Origin of the sequence: Pseudoalteromonas sp. UBA2102 (genome assembly GCF_002331165.1) — a bacterium.
In the GTDB taxonomy this organism is placed as follows: Bacteria; Pseudomonadota; Gammaproteobacteria; order Enterobacterales; family Alteromonadaceae; genus Pseudoalteromonas; species Pseudoalteromonas atlantica.
Genome location: NZ_DCYU01000030.1, coordinates 1 through 19,370, shown reverse-complemented (window position 1 = coordinate 19,370; position 19,370 = coordinate 1). Strand labels below are relative to the sequence as shown.

20 protein-coding genes are annotated in these 19,370 nt (G+C 39.9%); 9 read left to right on the top strand and 11 right to left on the bottom strand.

Going from position 1 to position 19,370, the window contains the following annotated elements; genetic code table 11:
- The first annotated feature begins 259 nt into the window (after positions 1-259).
- The 3 genes from B2R65_RS03290 (at position 260) to B2R65_RS03280 (ending at position 4,827) form a co-directional block, all read left to right on the top strand.
- Complete coding sequence (locus tag B2R65_RS03290) at positions 260-748, top strand: RNA-binding protein (protein WP_286741075.1); 489 nt, start codon at positions 260-262, stop codon at positions 746-748.
- Positions 749-880: 132 nt separating this feature from the next.
- Positions 881-3,601 (top strand): ATP-binding protein, encoded by a 2,721-nt coding sequence (locus tag B2R65_RS03285; protein ID WP_286741073.1) that lies wholly within the window; start codon positions 881-883, stop codon positions 3,599-3,601.
- 86 nt (positions 3,602-3,687) lie between these two features.
- Positions 3,688-4,827, top strand: coding sequence for a GNAT family N-acetyltransferase (locus B2R65_RS03280; protein ID WP_286741071.1), 1,140 nt, complete (start codon positions 3,688-3,690; stop codon positions 4,825-4,827).
- Here the strand turns inward: B2R65_RS03280 and B2R65_RS03275 are convergent.
- Positions 4,804-5,394, bottom strand: a complete 591-nt coding sequence (locus tag B2R65_RS03275; RefSeq protein ID WP_286741069.1) for a DUF938 domain-containing protein — start codon at positions 5,392-5,394, stop codon at positions 4,804-4,806. The genes B2R65_RS03280 and B2R65_RS03275 overlap by 24 nt on opposite strands.
- Positions 5,395-5,594: 200 nt before the next feature.
- Between B2R65_RS03275 and B2R65_RS03270 the strand changes: the two genes are divergently transcribed.
- The 5 genes from B2R65_RS03270 to B2R65_RS03250 all read left to right on the top strand — a co-directional run bounded on the left by B2R65_RS03270 (position 5,595) and on the right by B2R65_RS03250 (position 8,681).
- Positions 5,595-5,780 (top strand): hypothetical protein, encoded by a 186-nt coding sequence (locus B2R65_RS03270; protein WP_004589148.1) that lies wholly within the window; start codon positions 5,595-5,597, stop codon positions 5,778-5,780.
- A 101-nt stretch (positions 5,781-5,881) separates the two neighbouring features.
- Complete coding sequence (locus tag B2R65_RS03265; protein WP_004589147.1) at positions 5,882-6,247, top strand: hypothetical protein; 366 nt, start codon at positions 5,882-5,884, stop codon at positions 6,245-6,247.
- Positions 6,248-6,257: 10 nt separating this feature from the next.
- Positions 6,258-7,634, top strand: a complete 1,377-nt coding sequence (locus tag B2R65_RS03260; RefSeq protein WP_248533383.1) for a class II fumarate hydratase — start codon at positions 6,258-6,260, stop codon at positions 7,632-7,634.
- A gap of 68 nt (positions 7,635-7,702) precedes the next feature.
- Entirely contained in the window at positions 7,703-8,266 is a 564-nt protein-coding gene (locus B2R65_RS03255) for a hypothetical protein (protein WP_377110043.1), read from the top strand.
- Between the two features lie 10 nt (positions 8,267-8,276).
- The gene (locus B2R65_RS03250) at positions 8,277-8,681 is read left to right on the top strand and encodes a hypothetical protein (protein ID WP_029772226.1); all 405 of its coding nucleotides are present in this window, start codon (positions 8,277-8,279) and stop codon (positions 8,679-8,681) included.
- Positions 8,682-8,701: 20 nt separating this feature from the next.
- Here the strand turns inward: B2R65_RS03250 and B2R65_RS03245 are convergent, their stop codons facing one another.
- The 8 genes from B2R65_RS03245 to B2R65_RS03210 form a co-directional block, all read right to left on the bottom strand.
- The gene (locus B2R65_RS03245) at positions 8,702-8,887 is read right to left on the bottom strand and encodes a hypothetical protein (RefSeq protein ID WP_004589143.1); all 186 of its coding nucleotides are present in this window, start codon (positions 8,885-8,887) and stop codon (positions 8,702-8,704) included.
- Positions 8,888-8,898: 11 nt separating this feature from the next.
- Positions 8,899-9,225 carry a hypothetical protein gene (locus B2R65_RS03240; protein WP_286741066.1) on the bottom strand — a complete coding sequence of 109 codons (327 nt, stop codon included), beginning with the start codon at positions 9,223-9,225 and terminating at the stop codon, positions 8,899-8,901.
- On the bottom strand, positions 9,222-9,860 hold the full coding sequence (locus B2R65_RS03235) for a DUF4178 domain-containing protein (RefSeq protein ID WP_024032119.1): 639 nt from the start codon (positions 9,858-9,860) through the stop codon (positions 9,222-9,224). The genes B2R65_RS03240 and B2R65_RS03235 overlap by 4 nt, the downstream gene beginning before the upstream one ends.
- Before the next feature lie 73 nt (positions 9,861-9,933).
- Positions 9,934-10,626: a PspA/IM30 family protein gene (locus B2R65_RS03230; protein WP_004589140.1), complete on the bottom strand. Its 693-nt coding sequence runs from the start codon at positions 10,624-10,626 to the stop codon at positions 9,934-9,936.
- Between the two features lie 24 nt (positions 10,627-10,650).
- Positions 10,651-11,064, bottom strand: a complete 414-nt coding sequence (locus tag B2R65_RS03225; protein WP_004589139.1) for a YjfI family protein — start codon at positions 11,062-11,064, stop codon at positions 10,651-10,653.
- Positions 11,065-11,144: 80 nt separating this feature from the next.
- Entirely contained in the window at positions 11,145-12,866 is a 1,722-nt protein-coding gene (locus B2R65_RS03220) for a polyamine aminopropyltransferase (protein ID WP_286741062.1), read from the bottom strand.
- Positions 12,867-12,869: 3 nt separating this feature from the next.
- A complete protein-coding gene (locus B2R65_RS03215) occupies positions 12,870-13,769 on the bottom strand; it encodes a DUF350 domain-containing protein (RefSeq protein WP_004589137.1) in 900 nt (299 codons plus the stop codon).
- Between the two features lie 22 nt (positions 13,770-13,791).
- On the bottom strand, positions 13,792-14,724 hold the full coding sequence (locus B2R65_RS03210; protein WP_004589136.1) for a hypothetical protein: 933 nt from the start codon (positions 14,722-14,724) through the stop codon (positions 13,792-13,794).
- Between the two features lie 260 nt (positions 14,725-14,984).
- On the opposite strand from B2R65_RS03210, the gene B2R65_RS03205 reads away from it, so the two are divergent.
- Positions 14,985-17,072, top strand: a complete 2,088-nt coding sequence (locus B2R65_RS03205) for a putative bifunctional diguanylate cyclase/phosphodiesterase (protein ID WP_286741058.1) — start codon at positions 14,985-14,987, stop codon at positions 17,070-17,072.
- Positions 17,073-17,097: 25 nt separating this feature from the next.
- Here B2R65_RS03205 and B2R65_RS03200 read toward each other — a convergent pair whose 3' ends face one another.
- Entirely contained in the window at positions 17,098-17,538 is a 441-nt protein-coding gene (locus tag B2R65_RS03200) for a hypothetical protein (RefSeq protein ID WP_338128464.1), read from the bottom strand.
- A gap of 23 nt (positions 17,539-17,561) precedes the next feature.
- Positions 17,562-18,755 (bottom strand): hypothetical protein, encoded by a 1,194-nt coding sequence (locus tag B2R65_RS03195; RefSeq protein WP_286741054.1) that lies wholly within the window; start codon positions 18,753-18,755, stop codon positions 17,562-17,564.
- Positions 18,756-19,370: the final 615 nt, after the last annotated feature.

The following is a 19,370-nucleotide window of genomic DNA, read 5'->3' as shown; positions in this document are numbered from 1 at the left end:
CTTAGTTGCGGTTTTTTTGTGCCTGAAATTTAACAACCCATGTATCCAAGGAGGGTGAGAACCCTCGATAGGGTTCGATAAAATGTCTGGAACAGTTTAAGCCGCCGCAGGCGTTGCAAAGCAATTAATTACATGTATGTAATTAAGCTACTCTCTTCTTCTCCACCATTTCTTATTAAAATAGGTGAATCAAAACACATTGAATACACTGGATAGTTACGGCATTATTAATAACAACTCCACTAACGTAAGTTTAATTATGTTTCGTTTAATTGCACCTTTAATAGGCCTTGTGGCTTTAAGTACACACGCAGCCCAAGACATTACGGTTTTTAAATGCACAATTAAAGGAGTCGCTACATTTAGCCAAACACCCTGTGCTGACAATGCAGAAGTTATTAAGCTAAAACAGCCACTAGTTGCCGATAAGTACGGCAATAATGCAAACTCACCCGCAATGCCTGGTGCCTCTGTAGATAACTACATTGAGATTAAAAAAATTGATCGTGAAATTAAACGCCACCAGCTTACTATCAAAAATTATAAAGAAGACTTAGCTGACGCCAAACAACAAGCCAGCTATGTTACTCAAGATCAAGCTAATAGAATGGGCGCCGAATCAATAGCCGATGCGATAGCCACTAAAACTACGGCGATTCAAAACCGCTATAACGCATTAATTAGCGCTGTAGAGCAACAAATCTCTATTTTACAGCAGCAGAAACAGCAGCTGAGCAAACAACCTTAACTGCTAAATAAGCAGTTTACACATTGCGCAAGGTACACCTTTTACAACATATATTAAAAAATACCGCAAATAACATACTGTTCGCTATACTGATATTTAAAATTAAGTACTTTTAAAAAGTCAGGGAGCTATGTGAAAAATTTTAACTCAAAATATCATTCAGTTATCTTTTACATAATTTTTTCATTAGCGTACTTTTTAATTGGTATTTCACTCACTAAGCTCGCCTTTAATACTCAAATTATCCCGGTATGGTTACCTGCAGGTATTGCCTTAGTTGGATGCTATATGTGGTGGTGGCGCTTCATTCCAGCGCTTTTTATAGCAGCCTTTGCTTTTAACTTTAATATTTTTGACAGCACAGCTCACGATATGGTGTTAGTTGGCAATACCTTCAGCCAAGCCATGTATATTGCTATTGGCATTGTATTGCAGGCAATGGTGGGGGCTGGTTTACTTAAATATTGGCTTGGGCACCCGCTGTATTTTAAAAAACGCGCAAGTATCATTTATTTTATTTTTGTTGTGGGCATTGCGGTTAGTTTAATTTCAGCAAATTTTGGGGTTTTTGCGCTGAGCCAATTTAACTCCGCATACGATATTAAAGATCATTGGCAAAATGTGTTATTTTGGTGGCTAGGAGACTCATTAGGCGTAATTATTGCCACTCCTCTGCTATTGGTGCTTACTCAGTTTAAGGGGCAAAATAGGCCTATATCGCCGCTGCCTACGTTAGCGGTATGTAGTATTTTATTTGTATCTGTTGCAGTAACTACTCAGCTTTATAACCAAGAAAACAGACAAAATACCGTTAAAGTCGCCGAGCGAGAAGCTCACATTATTGAAAATAGCTTATATCGCTACATCAACCAAAGTTTAATAGCGGTGCAAAGCTTAGCCAGCCAAGTACAATCTAACCCAGATTTAAACCAACAAGACTTTTACGCCTACGCCAGCGAGTTACTGACGCAGCATTCGTTTATTAAAGCGCTTTCGTGGAATCAAAAAATAGCGCAAAGTGAGCGAGATTCGTTTACCAAAGAAGTTGCCGATATATACCACCTAGACTTTGAAATTGTCGGCGAGCCCCTTGAACCAGACGATCCTATGGTCATCGTTAAATACATTGCCCCTTTTAATGGCAACCAAAAAGCGGTTGGTTTTAATGTGTACTCAAACCCAGACAGAAAAGCATCGCTAGTAAACCCTGCAATTAGGTATCAGCCAGTCAGCACTAAAATTATTCAGTTAGTGCAAACAGCTGAGCCTGAGCCTGCCTATCTGCTATTTGCCCCCGTGTACGAACAACAACAGCAAAAAGCTATTATAAAGGGGTACGCAACAGGTGTGTTTTTAGTGCGTAATATTATTGAGCAAGCGATTAACGAGCAACAATCAGAGATGTTTTCTATTGCGCTCTATGAAGATGTAAATAAGCCCGCATTTTATAGTAACTACGGCAAAAGTTTAAATATCGCTCAGGGCAGCCGTGTTATGAAACTAAAGCTCAGCTTTGGTGGGCAAACATGGAATGCACATTTAGCCTTAAAAGAGAAATACCTTGCCCCCCATAATAACCAATTAACACTGTTTTTAATGGCCTTACAATTGGTGGTATGTGCCTTAATTTTAATTGTTTTACTGCTTTTTAATCAGCAACAAATTGCCCTTACCCGAAAAGTCGCAGAGCGCACCCATTCGCTTGCGCAAGCTAAAAAGCAATCTGACTTAGCTAATCAGGCTAAAAGCCGATTTTTAGCTAATATGAGCCATGAAATACGCACACCATTAAATGCTGTTATTGGCTTTTCATCATTAGCGCGCAAAGAAGACAACGCACACACTCTTATTGGTTACTTAGACAAAATAAACTCTTCATCTAAAAGCTTACTAAACCTGATTAACGACATACTTGATATTTCAAAAATTGAATCACATAAGCTTAAGCTAGAAAGCACAGCGTTTGACCTTCATGCAATTATAAAGCGTATTAACACAATGTTTGAAGCCAGTGCAGCCAATAAAGGCATTGGCTGGCAGGTTAGCAGTCATCTTCCGGTAGATACTTGGTATGTAGGCGACCCTTTACGCTTTGAGCAAGTAGTGCTAAACCTTTGCAGCAACGCGATAAAATTTACAGAGCAAGGCAAAGTAAATGTAGATTTTGGCGGAGAGTTTATCAGTACTGACAAAGTTAAAATAACCGTAACCGTTACAGATACGGGTATTGGCATAGAGCCCACCCAGCAGTCCAAGCTATTTAGTGCCTTTACCCAAGCCGACGACTCAACATCAAGGCGATACGGTGGCACAGGTCTGGGCTTAACTGTCGTAAAAGAACTCAGTAAATTAATGGGCGGTAACATCACATTACAGAGCGAACCAAACGTTGGCTCTACGTTTAAATTTGACGTTGAGCTTCGCACCAGCCCAGTACAAGAGCAAGCCGAGCTTGTATACTCGGGTACTAAATTGGCGGCTTTAAAAGTGCTAGTAGCAGAAGATAACCCGGTAAACCAAATGGTAATTAAAGCCATGCTAGGCTCATTAGGTATTGTTGCCCATATTGTCGAAAATGGTGAAGCGGCAGTAGATATAGCAAAAGAGCAACACTTTGACTTAATTTTAATGGACTGCCAAATGCCAATAATGGATGGTTACAGAGCCACCGCCCTAATTAGACAATTTAAAAGTGAGGTAGAGCTGCCTATTATTGCGCTGACCGCCGATGTTATGCCTGAGGATAAAGCCCATGCTCAAGCCGTTGGTTTTAATCAGCATCTTGCAAAACCGCTAGAACTGGTTAAGCTAACCGCGTGCTTAGCCCAATACGCCGAAATTGAAGAGCACTAATACAATAATGCGCTAAATAAATGCGCTTGTGTTAACTTAGTTTAAAACGCCACCACCCACTATAAAGCAGCCCAAGGTAAGCAGTAATGGCAACTTTTACCCACCAATGGTTTAGTGATATTAAACAGATAGACGTACACGAATGGACTCGATTATTCGGTAATGAACCTTTTACCCGCCATGCATTTTTATATGCATTAGAGCAAAGCCACTGTGTAAACAAAGAGACAGGCTGGCAGCCTCAGCACTTAGCGGTTTATGAAGCTGACAAATTAGTCGCACTCGCACCTGGGTATTTAAAAAGCCACTCTTACGGAGAGTATGTTTTTGATTGGGCATGGGCAGAAGCCTACGAGCAACACGGATTAGCCTATTACCCTAAATGGCTAAGCGGTGTACCTTTTAGCCCTATTGAAGGCCAGCGTATTGCCATTGCACATACGAATACACAAAGCGTATACGAGTACATAAAAAAGCAATTAAATTTAACCAGTGTGGAGCAAGGTTGGTCTGGCTGGCATGTTAACTTTTGCCCAAAGTTTCAAGCTCAAGCCCTGTGTACTGAGGATATAATGCAGCGCGTAGGCGTGCAGTTTCAATGGTTTAATAAAGGCTTTAAAACCTTTGACGATTTTTTAAATACACTCACCGCACGCAAACGAAAAACGCTAAAAAAAGAGCGAGCTAAAATAGCGCAGCAAAATATTTCCATTGAATGGCTGCAAGGCTCGCACCTAAGCCCTGAAACAATGCAGCTATTTTGTGAGTTTTATCAGCGTACTTATTTAAAACGTTCTGGGCATTTAGGGTATTTAAATATTGAGTTTTTTACTTTATTACAGGCACTAATGGGCGATCAGCTAATTATTATGCTTGCCAAAAAAGACAACAAAATAGTGGCAGCAACGCTAAGCTTACAAGGTGAAAACACCTTGTATGGCCGCTATTGGGGCGCCAGCGAAGAAATAGACTCCCTTCATTTTGAGCTGTGTTACTACCAAGGGATTGAGTTTGCGATTAAGCATAACTTACATTGCTTTCACTCCGGCGCTCAAGGTGAGCATAAAATACCTCGTGGGTTTGAGCCTGTTTTTACCTACTCTAGCCACTATATTGTTGAACCCGACTTTAGAGCAGCAATAAACGACTACCTAAAGCGAGAACGCCAGCATATGACAATTTATAAAACGCAGTGCGCTGATTTACTGCCGTTTAAAAACCAATAACTGATTGTTCGCTGGCATAGCTGTATCACTTATGAGTGTAAGGCCAGCATGCCTTGCTAATTGCTCTATGGCCTCAAAATCACGAATACCGCTAAATGGGTCACGCTGTGTTAAAAAGCGATCGAACTCTTCATTACTTGCACTTGTAAACTGCCCTTGGTATTTGAAAGGGCCATAAATACACACTACACCTTGGCTTACTAAGTGTGTTGTAACCCCTTTAAAAAATTGCTCAACCAACTGCCAACTTACAATATGAAACGTATTTGCTGTGTAAATGGCATCTACGTTATTTACCGGCCATGCATAATTCAAATCAAGCTCAAGAGGGCCGTGTAAATTAGTTAAATTTGCCTCCTTATGCCATAAACTTATGCCCTCATGGTTTATACGGCGATCACTTGTATACCACTGTAAATGCGGTAATTGCTCAGCAAAAAACACACTATGCTGCCCCGTACCCGAGCCTACTTCGAGTACCGATTTTGTCTTATTAAAAGCCGTTTTAAGCACCTCTAAAATAGGACCCTTATTGTTTTCACACGCTTGTGAGAAAGGTTTGATCATGACCTGCACCAATATTGAAACTTATTGCACAACATTAACGCAAAAAAATGGCACTGAACAATTAAAGTTTTATAGATAATTTATAAAAGTGAGTTAATTCATGGCACTAAAATAAAAATAAGACGATGGTATGTATTATGCTTTAATTAAATCAACCCTAAGTAGGGTGTATTACCAATATTAAATACGAGGATAAAATTATGCATACTCCCCCTTACACCGCTGTAGACGCTGTGGTCTCAGTGACAGAAAAAAGCACCGAAAAACCAAGCAGCACCTGTGATAGTAGAGCCACTGTAATCGACTTACTTTCTCACTGTAACCAAAATCAACAGGCGCTAAAAAAACATGAAACAGACCAAATATTCATTCTTGGCTATAATTGATACTCAATTAAACGCTGCAAATAATTTTTATAATAACTGTTTACACTGAAACCGATTAAATGTAATGATAACTATTATCGTTAACTTAAATCGGTTTTTTTATGTCTCCCTTTCAGGCATTACAGCCTTATCATCATGAACTTGCTTGTAACTGCTTACGCCCAGGCTTACATGCGCCTATGGTGGTAGCTCACTACATAGAAACCGCTTTAAACGTTGCTAAAAGCTTTGAAAAACAGCGTAACCCGTTACTACAAGAATTATATTTATTACGCACTCACCATGAAATTATCAATAAAATGTGCGACCCTCTAATACACAATGCCATTCGTAAGCAGTGCCTTGAGCAATTATATAAACCCTTATTGGCATTAAAACGCTTTTACTATGCACATAACGATACTGAAAAATTTTTAAAACTTGAGCGCGAAGCTCGCGTACTCAGTCACGAATTTAACCCTTTTTAAGGAGCGACTTATGAGCAATTTTAGAACCGAATCCGACAGCATGGGTGAATTACAGGTCCCTAGTGATGCGCTATACCAAGCGCAAACCCAGCGTGCAGTTAACAACTTTGCTATTAGCGGCTTAACTATGCCAAAACAGTTTGTAACAGCGCTTGCATACATTAAGCAAGCTGCAGCACAAAGTAACTTTGAGCTAAATCACTTAAGTAAAAGTAAAGCCAACGCTATTGAGCAAGCATGCCAACAAATTATTGATGGCGAGCATTACGAGCACTTCCCGGTTGATATTTTCCAAACTGGCTCAGGCACCAGCTCGAACATGAACGCTAATGAAGTTATCGCAACGCTTGCAACCCGCATTGGTAATGAGCCAATTCACCCCAACGATGATGTAAATATGGGGCAAAGCTCTAACGATGTGGTGCCTACAGCCATTGCACTAAGTAGTGCTATTAACGTGGTTTATGAATTACTGCCATCTCTTGAAAAACTATCGCAGAGTTTAGAGCAAAAAAAGGCAGACGTTGGCAAAATAGTTAAAACAGGCCGTACGCATTTAATGGATGCCATGCCCGTTACGTTTGAGCAAACGCTAAGCGCGTGGCAATCACAAGTAAATAATGCAGCCTCAGGCATTCGCCATAGCTTAGAGCGAGTATGTGAGCTTGCCCAAGGCGGGACAGCTGTTGGCACGGGCATTAATGCTGATGGCGAATTTGCCTCAAAGTTTGCTAAAAACTTAAGCGCAAATGTGGGTATAAGCTTTAAGCCAAGCAGTAACTTTTTTTACAATATTGGCTCGCAAGATGCCATTGTAGCGCTCTCAGGTCAGCTAAAAGTACTCGCTGTAGCGCAAATGAAAATAGCCAATGACTTACGCTGGATGAACTCAGGTCCACTTGCCGGGCTTGGCGAAATAGAGCTTGAAGCACTGCAACCAGGCTCATCGATTATGCCGGGTAAAGTAAACCCGGTGATCCCAGAAGCGGCAGCCATGGTAAGCGCTCAAGTTATAGGTAACGATGCAACCATCACTGTGGCAGGCCAAGCCGGTAATTTTGAGCTAAACGTAATGCTACCTGTTATTGCGCACAATATTTTACAAAGCATTGAGTTACTTGCTAATAGCGCCCAAGCATTGGCAGATAAAGCCATTGCGAGTTTTAAAGTAAACCAGCCCAATATTGATAAAGCACTGGCCAAAAATCCAATTTTAGTGACAGCGCTTAATCCGGTGATCGGTTACGAAAAAGCAGCCAAAATAGCTAAGCAAGCCTACAAAGAAGCCCGCCCAATTATTGATGTCGCAGAGCAAGAAACCGACCTTCCACGCAGTGAATTAGAAAAACTGCTTAACCCCACTAAACTTACCCAAGGCGGTTTATAAAGATAAATCTAAAACGGCTTTAATTACTTGATAATATAGTTTTTATTGCCGTTAAAAATGCACCGTGTATGATAGTGATGAATAATTCATCACTATCAAGGTTTGTTATGCGTACTCCACTGTTAGCCCTACTTTTACCACTTTGTTTAACTGCATGCCTCGAAACAACATCGCAAGATGCACCAACTAACTCGGTGAACGAGCTTAAAGAAGTACCGCATAAAGAAGTACCTCAACAAACCAGCAGTGAAAACAAGCACAAAAACCCTACTGATGCATCGCAACCCATAAAAACCGCTTTAAAAGCAGTATCACTTAACGACATTAAAACCGCAAAAAGCGAGCTTAATACGTTAATTGCCAATACACAGTGCGATACCTCTGCACAATGTAAGGTTATGCCTGTAGGAAGCAAAGCTTGCGGCGGACCAAGTGATTATGTTGTTTACTCAACAAAATCAGCTAAAGAGGGGCAAGTCAGTTCGCTTGCAAAGCAAATAACAACGCTTGAAAAAGCCTACAACATACAAAATGAAATGATGAGCACGTGCCAGCATTTAACTTCGCCAAGCACGCAGTGTGTTGAAAATAAATGTGTTAAACTTGAAGGTTCAGCGGTAAGTGTATTTTAAGGACAAGGTTATGAGTTGTTTACCATCAGCAATTAAATTATCAATTGTGAGTGTTGCCACCAGCGCTATGCTATTACTTAGCGGCTGTGCAAGCACATCATCAAGTACTGAGCAAAATCAGAATTTGTCTGACTTGAACTACGATCTTAATAACATTGTTAGTGATAATAGTTGCACCGCAAGCTTTCAATGTAAGGTACTCGAAGTAGGTGCACGAGCATGTGGTGGGCCAAGTAAGTATGTTGTGTATTCAACGCTTAATACCTCTCAAGAGCACGCCGAAGAAGTTGCCCAAAAAATTACACAACAACAAAAAGCGCAAAACAAAGCGCAAGGTTTAACCGATTGCTCACCGGTACTTGAGGTACAAACCCTGTGTATTAATCAGCAATGCCAGGCATTTGATATAAAATAGCGCAAACGCCAATTTCAGCGTTAACCTATAAAAGGTATTAACGCTGAAATAACCACCACCAACACCACACAAATTCCTGCTTTAACAATATATTTCATTGGCATTTCTTTTTTTACCCAGTACGCATAAATAAATCGCACAAAGTAACTTGCAGCTGTGCCAAATAAAGCAAAAATAATTAAGTAAGCAATTAAAATAATATTCATATAAATCTAAATTAACTACTTAGTGTTTTTTTAGTATGAGCAATTAATAACTCTGCTACTTGTTGCTTTACGGCTCGCTTATCATCACTTTGGACATTAAACCGCGTTGCAAGTTGGGCTATTTCATCATCGTTTAAATTAAACGATAGGCGCTGACGTGTTTTTTTAGACTTTACATCTAAGCCTAAAATTTTACGGATCATATCTGAGGGCGTAAGCTCTTGGTCAATGGCCTGCTTTTTTATCGACTTTTGTACTTCGCTGCTTAAATCAAATGCCATTTGTGTGGCACGCACGGCTTGCTCTTGACGTAACCACTTATCTTTAGCATCACTCACTTCGCATCTCCTGGAAACAAGTCGACTATATCGGTAATTGGGCGTGTTAGCGTTAGTGACACTTCGGTCTCACCGCCATCCCATATTTCAATATTTAAGCCATGCCCTTCGTCTGGCGATGCTAAGCAAATCATTTCACAAGGTTCGCCACCCTCTTGCTCATAGCGCGGTAATGACTGGCCACGAAAATCTTTGTTATGGAAATAGCACACATAAGGCGATTCACTTTGCTGATAGCTTTTAGCTAAAAACTGCATAAACTGCTCTGGCGTATTTTGTACCTGTATATGAGTTAACGACTCTTCATCAAAAATACGTGCAAATTCGTCTAGCCCAAATATTTGCTCTACGTCGTCACGCTGAATTTTGATTGAAAAATTAGCCCACTGCTCGCCATCATCTTGCTCAATTTGTAAAAATACCACCTGTCCGCTGTTCGTCTCTAGCACAAACTCAGTATCACTACTGTGCTGATATTGATAGGTTTGAATATCAATAACACGCAGCGTTTGCCCTTTTAACCACGACGGATACGCAAATGAATCGATAACGCTAAACATGTCACCTTTTTTAAGCTCACTTGCATGGTTAAGCTGACGTTCTGGCTCTTTTTTTGATTTGAAAAAATTAAACATAATGAGGCATCCCTTAAGCAAAAAAGGTAACTAAGCCACGCTTAATTACCTTTTATTATAAATGTACGAACTGTTAGCCGTTTTGCTTGGCTTTAATGCGCGCTAAAATATCGGCACTTTTTGGGCTTGTATCGCCAATACCGGCTTCAGCCATTTTTGCTTTTAAATCGTCGCCATTTGTATCTGACTCAAGCTCTTTTGCAGCGCCTAACTGGTCGCTACGATCTTGCTGGCGCTGTTTAATACGCTCAAGCGACTGACGGGCCGATGTCATAGACGAGCTATTGGTATTAAGCGTGCTGTTAACCGCCATTGTTGCTTGCTGTACGCTTTCTGTGGTTTTAACCATAGTAAGCTGACGCTGGTTTTCTTTAATCGACTTTTCAGCGTCTTTAACTTGTTGTTTAAGCGCTACAATATGATTGCTAAAACCTGCTAATACTTGCTCGTTTTCCGCTTTTTCAGCTTCAAAGTCGCCAATTTTTTCGGCAATTTCTAATGCTAAGGCTTCGTTGCCTTTTTCAAGTGCTTGGCCTGCATATGCTTCGTGCTCAGCAATTGATGCATCAACTGCGCTAATTTTACGCTTAGTTTGCATTTCTTTAGCCATTACTTCTGTAAGGCTCTTTTTAGCACGATTAAGTGCATTTTGCGCATCTGCTATTTCTTGTTCAAAAATACGAATGCCGTTTGCATCTACAATTGCTTCGCCCGCTTCACGCGCGCCGCCACGTACTGCTGTAAATAATTTTTTTAATATACTCATAATCTTAACTCCACTAACTAGTTACTAATCGTTTAAATACAAGGTCACGGCTTCTAGTGCGTCAATAGCGTTGTCAGCTAGTGTCACTAGTTCGTGGGTAATATCATCTAATGATGAATTTACCGACAGTGCACCAAAAATCGCGTATTTGTTATCGATTTTAGCAAATGCACTCAGTGGAATTGGCACGTTTAAACGTAGTAGTGTCTCGTTTAACTCGTTGCGTAATTCACTTTTTACTTCATCTTCGCCAAACAAGTAGCTAATACATAACAACTGCTCTTGTGTTTGCGTAACAAAAATTGGAAGTTCATCGTTTCCATCAACTATGACTTGTAAAACATCTTGCTCACCAGGGTTGGCAATCAAGAAAGACTCAAAGTTAGCGCCTTCTGTTTCAAAAGAAGCTAATTTTATTGAAAGTTCATTTAATTCCATGTCTCTGCCTTTTTGCTGTTTGACATATTATGTCTGAGTTAAGATTCGCATGGCCGACATATTATGTCAACTATGTTTTATTAATTTTTATACAATTCGCTTTCTATCTGCCACGCATTACGGTAGTAATCATATAGCTGGCCCGAACCTAACCTATTGACCTCAATACTTTTAACTTGTTCAAAATACTGGTTAGGAAATACAAAGCTGGCTAATAAATATTCTTTACTTACCCACCTTGATGGCACCGGCATAGCGCTTATATTTTTAATTCGCCCACTGGCTGGTTGACCCATTTTAGTGGCTATTGTCCACCCCCATTGCCCAAACGAAGGAATATTTTGCTGGTACTGCTCAACATAATCAAAACCCGCCGCTTTTACCGTTTTAGCAATACTTAAAAATGCTTTTTTGGCATGATAAGGCGAGGTAGACTGCACAGCCATTGCGCCATCGGAAGCTAACAATTGACGTACATGGTTATAAAAATAGTCGCTGTACATTTTGTTTAAATCGGGATGATTAGGGTCCGGCAAGTCAATTAAAATAGTGTCAAATTGCTTACCTTGATCAAGGAGCCTTTCAACCTCTAAAAACGCATCTCCCACAATAATATTGGCGCGTGGGTCTAACATCGATTGTTTATTTAGCGCTAATAACCGCTTACTTATAGACTCAGGCGCTGTAAAATCACCGTCTTTATGGCCAAATAAATTAAGCAGCTGTGCATCTAAGTCAATTAACGTTACGTCGCTCACTGGCCACTTTAAAACATCTCTAAGGGCAAGCCCGTCGCCACCACCAATAATTAATACGCTATCGTGCCGGTTTGATGCGAGCATTGCCGGATACACCAGCATTGAGTGGTATATTTGCTCATCAATACTCGAGAACTGTAAACGCCCATTTAAATACAAGTCGGTAATAGGCGCTGGCTGGTTTTTACTTAAGCGCTCGGTTAATACTACATGCTGGTATTTAGTTGCTTGTGAGTAAATAACTTTATCTTTATAAAGTACATTACTTAAGCTGTTCATCCAGCTACTTCCCATCACTAAAATAAACCCAAACAGTGCCAATAACACTATATGGCAAACTAGAAGTGCCTTAGCAAAGCGCACATGAGCATGGTAGCGCCATAAAAAGGCGAGCCCTGCCAGTATATTAAAAAGAGCAGTCCACGCTGCAGCTTGCATTATAGGCATCGCCAGCATAATGCTTACCCAAATAGCCGCACCAATACCCGCGCCAATATAATCGGCACCATAAATAGTGCCTGCATTGTTTTCTAAAAAACGCCCGTACACATGTTGGCGAATACGTGCAATAAGCGGTATTTCCATACCAATAAATAAACCCAGTACTAAACCAAACACATAAGGTAAAAAGCGTGACCACTCTTGCAGCTTTTGAAATACATAGCCATTGAGCACAACATCTGGAGGTAAATTAAAAATACTAGAAAACAAATGAGGAAGTGAATAACTTACAGCAATTACACCGGCTATTGCCAAAATACAGCCCATGCCAACCAGGGCAATAATACTTTCAAGCCAAGCAAAGGCGGTAAAGGCATCTTTAAACCAACGGGCTAAAAATGCGCCTAAGCCCATGGCAACTATCATTGTGCCAATCATGGCATAGATAGCACTCTCGACAGAGCCCAGTACCCGCCCTGCGTAATGCGAAAGTAAGTATTCATAAATAAGGCCGCACCCAGCGAGTACGGCCATAACAGTTATTAGTAAAATATCGTGCCCAAGTAAACGTGATTTACTTGGGCTAGTTGTAGTTGATGACACTGATTATGCGCCTAGTAAGGTTGCCATAGTAATACCGACAGCAAACGACACTGCAGCAGAAATAGCACCTACACCTACATTTTTCTGACGGTTAACTTCATCTGAAATATCACAACCTGATAAAATTATTTTGATGGTGATTAAATGCAAAATGATGAATGCCACTAAACTTACAATCGCGCTAATAGCCCAATAAAGCAGGCTAGCATTAATGTTGTCGGCCGCATACGGTGCAATACCTGATGCCGCAGTAATAGCTAAGGCACTTCCTACTAAAAAGCCTGCGTAGCGTATACCTACAGCTAAATTGCCATCAATAATGGCTTGTTGTAAACAATCACCGCTTTTATTGGTACGCTTAAATAATTGTACGCGGTATTGGCTTACAAGCAGTAGTGCAACACTGCCAATAATAAAGGCAGCAATAACGATAGGCAGCCCGTGCCAACCCTCTGTTGCTACCCATAAAAGTGCAGAGCGAATCACAATAGCCACACTCACTACATGACCAAAGTCGATAATAGAGGCTGTTACATTACCTTTTACAATTTCGTCGTGCAGGCTGACTTTACGAAGCGCGACCTTGTCTTGAAAAAAGTGGCCTAATTTAATCAGTACAATGGCTAATACACCATAGCCTAGCATTTGCAGGGCTTCTTGTTGTAACGACGCAGCAAAGGCGCCACTACTCACACCCGTTAATACAATGGCAAGTGCAACTAAGCCTGCCGCAAAGCTAATACCAAAAGCAAAGTTATCGCGTTCTGTTATTTCGTCATTTGCATGAAGGTTTGAAACCCAGCCCTTAATGTATTTCAGGCTTACAAATAACAACACGATAATTGCAAAATCAATCGCCAAAGCTTGTAGCGACCACGTAGTTATTCCATTAAATTCGTACATATTTCTAACTCCAACTTATTCTTTACTTACCACGGCTCACGCCACGAGAGGTTCTGCTACCGCTATTGCGTACCGATCCAGAGCTGTTGCTATAACTACTCGAACGCGAGTAACTACTGCGGCTTTTAGGCGGTGTATAACTACTGCGGCTTAAACCCGAGGCACCCGTTTTTTTGCTCGCATAAGGGCTAGTAAACTGTTTGCCTTGGCGTTGGTACGATTGACGCGTACGCGTTTCTAAAGCACTTTGCGTTTTAATTTGTTTAGGGCTTGAGTAACGATAGCGGCCGTAATCGTTGTAATAGCTATATTTACGGCGGCTGCTCCAACGTCCGTATTCAACACGGTCAAATACATCGCCTAAAATACGGTACATGCCATACCACTGCCAAAAGCTAATACCATTACTATTAGTTTGCCAGTTACCGTAATTAGGGTTGCCCACCAATTGATTACCCTCGCCTGCGCCCTCCGCTTCTTTACTAATAGCACCAACGCGCGCAAGGCTGCCCTTAGACATATCCGCTAGCATATTAATCGGGTCCGTTAACGCATCAGAAAACAGCGTAGGCTTAGCCGCCTCACGTAGTAAATCAATACTGTGTAGCGTATCTTCGTAAGGAGGGATTAAATAAGTGCCTTTAATATCTTTAAGTCGTTGTGTTAAACCACTGTAAAGGGCACCCTGCCTTGTAGCATCAAGGGTAATTACATCAACAACCTGACTAAGTTCTGGCTGTTGCTGTTTAAGGAGTTTGCCATATTCTTTAAGCAATACAGCATTACGTATAGTTCCATTATCAAGCGCGGTACCAAGCTGTGCAAGCTCAACATCTGCCTTTTTAATAGACTCTTGAATTGTTTGTTGTAGTTGCTCTTCTTTAGATTGACAACCCATAAGCACTGCAAACAAACAAAACAGGCTCATAAGTTTCCAAGCTTTTATATTCGACATTCATGTCACCTGATTTAATAAATAACCGCATTAGTCTTACACAGGTCACTTATTAAGCCAAGAATGAAATTGCAACAAAGTAAGTCTGCCTAAAATAAAATAACCAGCTATAGTTACTCTATGAATTTAAACACATTCTTTTACTTACAAATTTAGTAAGTAACATCAGCGCTACGCGTAAGCCTTCTATTAATAAATAACAACAATAAGTAATAACTCTTTTAGTGAAAGAGCATGACAGTAAGAAGGGATTTGGCTAAATGTTTCATAGTATTCGTAACAAATTTATTATTATTACGACTTGTCTAATCGTACTAAGCGCTAGTTTTGTTTTTTATTTAGCTATTAATGAGCACGAGGATTTATACCGCCAATCAGTTGAAGAAAACCTCGATGCTATGTCATCAAATATTTCAGATAATTTGTTACGTGTTATGTCGCAAGAGATAGATTTATTTTCTATTACAACTGAGCTTTTGGGGTTAGATAGGTACGAGCACATAAAGTTTGTAAATGTATTTGATAGTAATTGGCAGCTAATACAGTCCTACGTGCACCCTCATTACTTAAAGTTCGAGGATTTTTCTCCACAGTTACAAGGGATCAAACCACAAAGTTTGCCCCGTACCGTCAGTGTTACTAACCAAGGCTTAGTTGCCTTAAAAACAATTGGTGAGGAGCAGTTCCCTATAGGCTACCTATTAATTGTTCAGGATTTTAATAAGCCCCTCAATGAAAGCAAAGCGAGCTTATTTTATAGTGCAGCCCCTATCGTTATTTTTAGCATCGTGATCACCATCCTCATCTCTTTTTGGATATACCAACATTTATTAAGCCCGCTATTAAAACTTTCTAAATTCACACAAAAAGTAGAAAAAACAACTAACTATCAACTCCAATACCAGGGCTCAGGCAACGACGAAGTATCGCAACTTGGCAAAGATATTAATAACTTACTTAACACTATTAATGCCCAAGTGCTCACTAATCAAAAAAACACCGCACAACTATTAAAGCAAAAGCAATCAATGGAGCACTTAGCTAACTTCGATATATTAACTGGCTTACCTAATCGCATGTTTATTATGGGCTTACTAAAAGAAGAATTAACGCGCTGTAAAAATAATCATCAAGATATAGCAATTATGTTTTTTGACGTAGATAGCTTTAAAGGTGTTAACGATACACTTGGCCATGAAACGGGCGACCTACTTTTAAAGGCGGTAGCCAGTAATATCAAAAAGCACTTACGCGAAAACGATGTTATTGCACGCTTAGGGGGTGATGAGTTTTTAATAATGCTGCGTAATATAAATAATTACACCGACGTTATTAATATTGCGGAGCAAATTATCAGCTCAATGCAAACGCCTTTTACTATTAACCAGTGGGATATACCCACCGGGGTAAGTATTGGTATTGCCCACGCTAAAGAGGCCGAGTTTGATATTAATACGTTAATTAGTAATGCAGACATCGCAATGTATGCCTCAAAAGAAAAAGGTAAAGGGTCGTACACCGTTTTCCATAGAAAAATGTTAGAAAACAGCAAGCGAATGGCTCAAGTGGCTAATTTAATTAGTCATGCGATTACGCAAAATGAGTTTGAAGTTGTGTATCAGTTAAAAATAGCTGCCAATGGTGAGGCTAATGGCCTTGAAGCCCTTATTAGGTGGCAAAGTGAAGAGCTTGGCTTTATTTCACCAGGCGAATTTATACCCATTGCAGAGCAAGCAGGTAAAATAAAAGCAATCACGCAGTGGGTTGTCTCCAGGGTATTTCAAGATTTACCCACACTAAAGCAAACTATAGGTAACCATGTACTCGTTTCTTTAAACCTATCGAGCCATGACCTTAAAGATAATCACTTTATTGATGTTGTAAAAAATAAATTGGTTAAATACAACGTCGACATTGCAAATATCCAGTTTGAAATAACCGAATCAAGCTATCTCGATAATTTTGAAAACTCCAATGAATTCTTTAACCAAATAAAAAAAATGGGTGGGTCTATAGCCCTTGATGATTTTGGAACGGGTTATTCATCGCTAAGCTACCTTACAAAAATAGATATCGATACCATCAAAATTGACCGTATGTTCGTTAATCAATTTGACAGCTCAGAAAAGGATGCGGCTGTATTAAAGGCCATACTCGATTTAAGTAAGCGCCTAGGTTTAAAAGTATGTAGTGAGGGTATAGAAACAGCCAGCCAGGCTAACTACCTAATTAAAAATGGCAGTGATGAAATGCAAGGGTATTATTTTGCAAAGCCTGTAGCCATAGCACACATTCCAGCAGCTAAAGACCAAGCAAAAGAGGCATTTAAAGCGCTAACTTTAAAATAAGTCAGCGCTACTAGTTAACCATAAATTAAGGCGTTAGCGTTACAACAGTTAGCTCGTCCGGAATTTTTGTATCAGCAGGTAAATAAGCAACTGCATTTTCTTCTTTCAATAAATACGCAATAATTTCTTTAGTCGAGCTAAATTCTACGGGTGGCTTGCTACGCCCTGTAAATCTCATCTGAGCCCAATAAGCCTGAATTCTCGATTCGGTTAAGCCAACCAATTTCGTATTAAAGTCGATTCGTAACGGATTTCCGGCGGGTAAATTTACTGCTTTAAATTGACGACTCATCGCGCCGCCCATATAAATATGGCGAATTTGCTGCTTACTCAAAGCTAAGTTTTTATTGGCTGTATTAACAACAATGATCACTTTACTTGTGTGGCTATTATCCGCGTAGGCTTGTACGCTAATAAACAATAATGACCAAGTAAAAATACACAGCAGTATTATATGTCTAATCACGTAAGTTAACTTAGAGTACATCATCAAAATACCCAATCTAAGCCAATAAGGTAAAGATTCGTTTTTCTATTAAAGCTAACATCCTCAGGGATCACAAAAAAAGAATTACTAACCTCATCGCCCTCTAAAGCAGATACTTCCGCCTTTAATGCCAGATTAGGTAGCACATCCCATCGTATACCAAGTGTCCATGTTTTTAGTGAGTCGGGTGCCGACTCTGCAAACACGCTGTTATAAGCCTGTGCCAGCTGATCAAGCTCTACATTAGCACCAATAGGGATTTCATTCTGATTGGCATTAATTTCTACATCGCTGTCTGCAAAGGTTAAATGATAAGTAAAAGGTGCATTGTTATAGCCTACGGTTAAGTAATAGCTTCGTATAGTCGGAATTATATCTAACTGTGTTTTAATCTTTACCCATTCACCTCTAAAAAAATAATCTAAATTATCATAAATAACACCAAATTGATCTGCATGCGCACTGCCCTGCGTTGTCAGCGACGCCGCACTTTGGCTAAAATTAAAATTCTCTAAAACATCTTGTAGTTGGTTAATCGATTTAAGATCTAACGCTATGTTACCGTTATACCTTGAAGCCCTAAATTCTATATTTTCAATATTCAACTTCCCTATCACACCCACTAAATTATCCACCTCAAAACCTGTTTTAAAAGGGCCTATGCCAATACTTCCCGACTCTTCTCCATAGTACCCTTCAATACTGATATCAAAGTCATCTGAGCCAAATTTGTAAATAGCATCAATACCATTAAATGTTTTAAATAAGTACGTGTCGTATACTTGTTGTGGCGGATTGATCCATGGGTATGCAAACCCTACATCAGAGAAGTCGCTCATTGTAAAAAATGGGGTTCGCAGCTTACCGATTTTTATCTGTAGGTTTGTTGTGGGCGTATAAGTTAAATACAGCCATTCAAGTCCACTCTCACCAGATACCGTTGTGCTATCGGATCTAAATAACCCTTGTGCTGTCACTGACCAGTTTGTATTAAACTGATACTCAGCTTGAAGACCTATTAAACTTGATGGTGAAAAGTTAAGACTGTCATCGTAGCCTCTATATTCGACATCTTTTTCATCTAAATAACCACCAATAACACGTGCGTAGCCTGAAAAATCAAACTCATCCGATTTAGCCGGTAAATGGTGTAGGCTCACGATTAAAACGATTATCTGAAATATTTTATTTCGCATAGACACTCAGCAACTTAGATAAAAAAGCGCTGAATATTAAAAAGTAACGACATTTTATAATTCTGCAGAATAATTATTATGAGGTATAACTATAGTCAAAGTTAAAGAGTGTGGATCAAAATAGTCTGAACTAAAAGCTATTATTTTTATACATCTTAATAGATTAGTTAAGTAAAGAGACTTACTTGTACTGTAATACCAATTCGCTTAATTAAATGATCTATTTTGAGAGTGGAAAAACGTGTTGATAGCTAGGCTAAATGATTAAGTATTATTGCGTATTGGTATTACTACAAAGAGTTTGAGCTCTGTGTTGTGTTTTATCCGCGGGTTTCGTGATACTCAACCCACGCTACGGAGGTGGTGGAGACTGTGCGAATAATATCTGCAATGTATTTTTCACTTTTCTGTAGACGTAAAAAAGCCCGGCTCTTTCGAGTCGGGCTTTCTTGTATTTGGAGCCTGGCAATGTCGTAGTGCCCACAGCGGTAGAGAGTCACATAGCAGATGCTACATTATCATTGTGTCAGGAGTCGCTACGCTCGCTCGACCTACATTCTAGAAGTAGATGAGTGTGCATTAATTGTCCGCATTTCACTTTTCTGCGGACGTAAA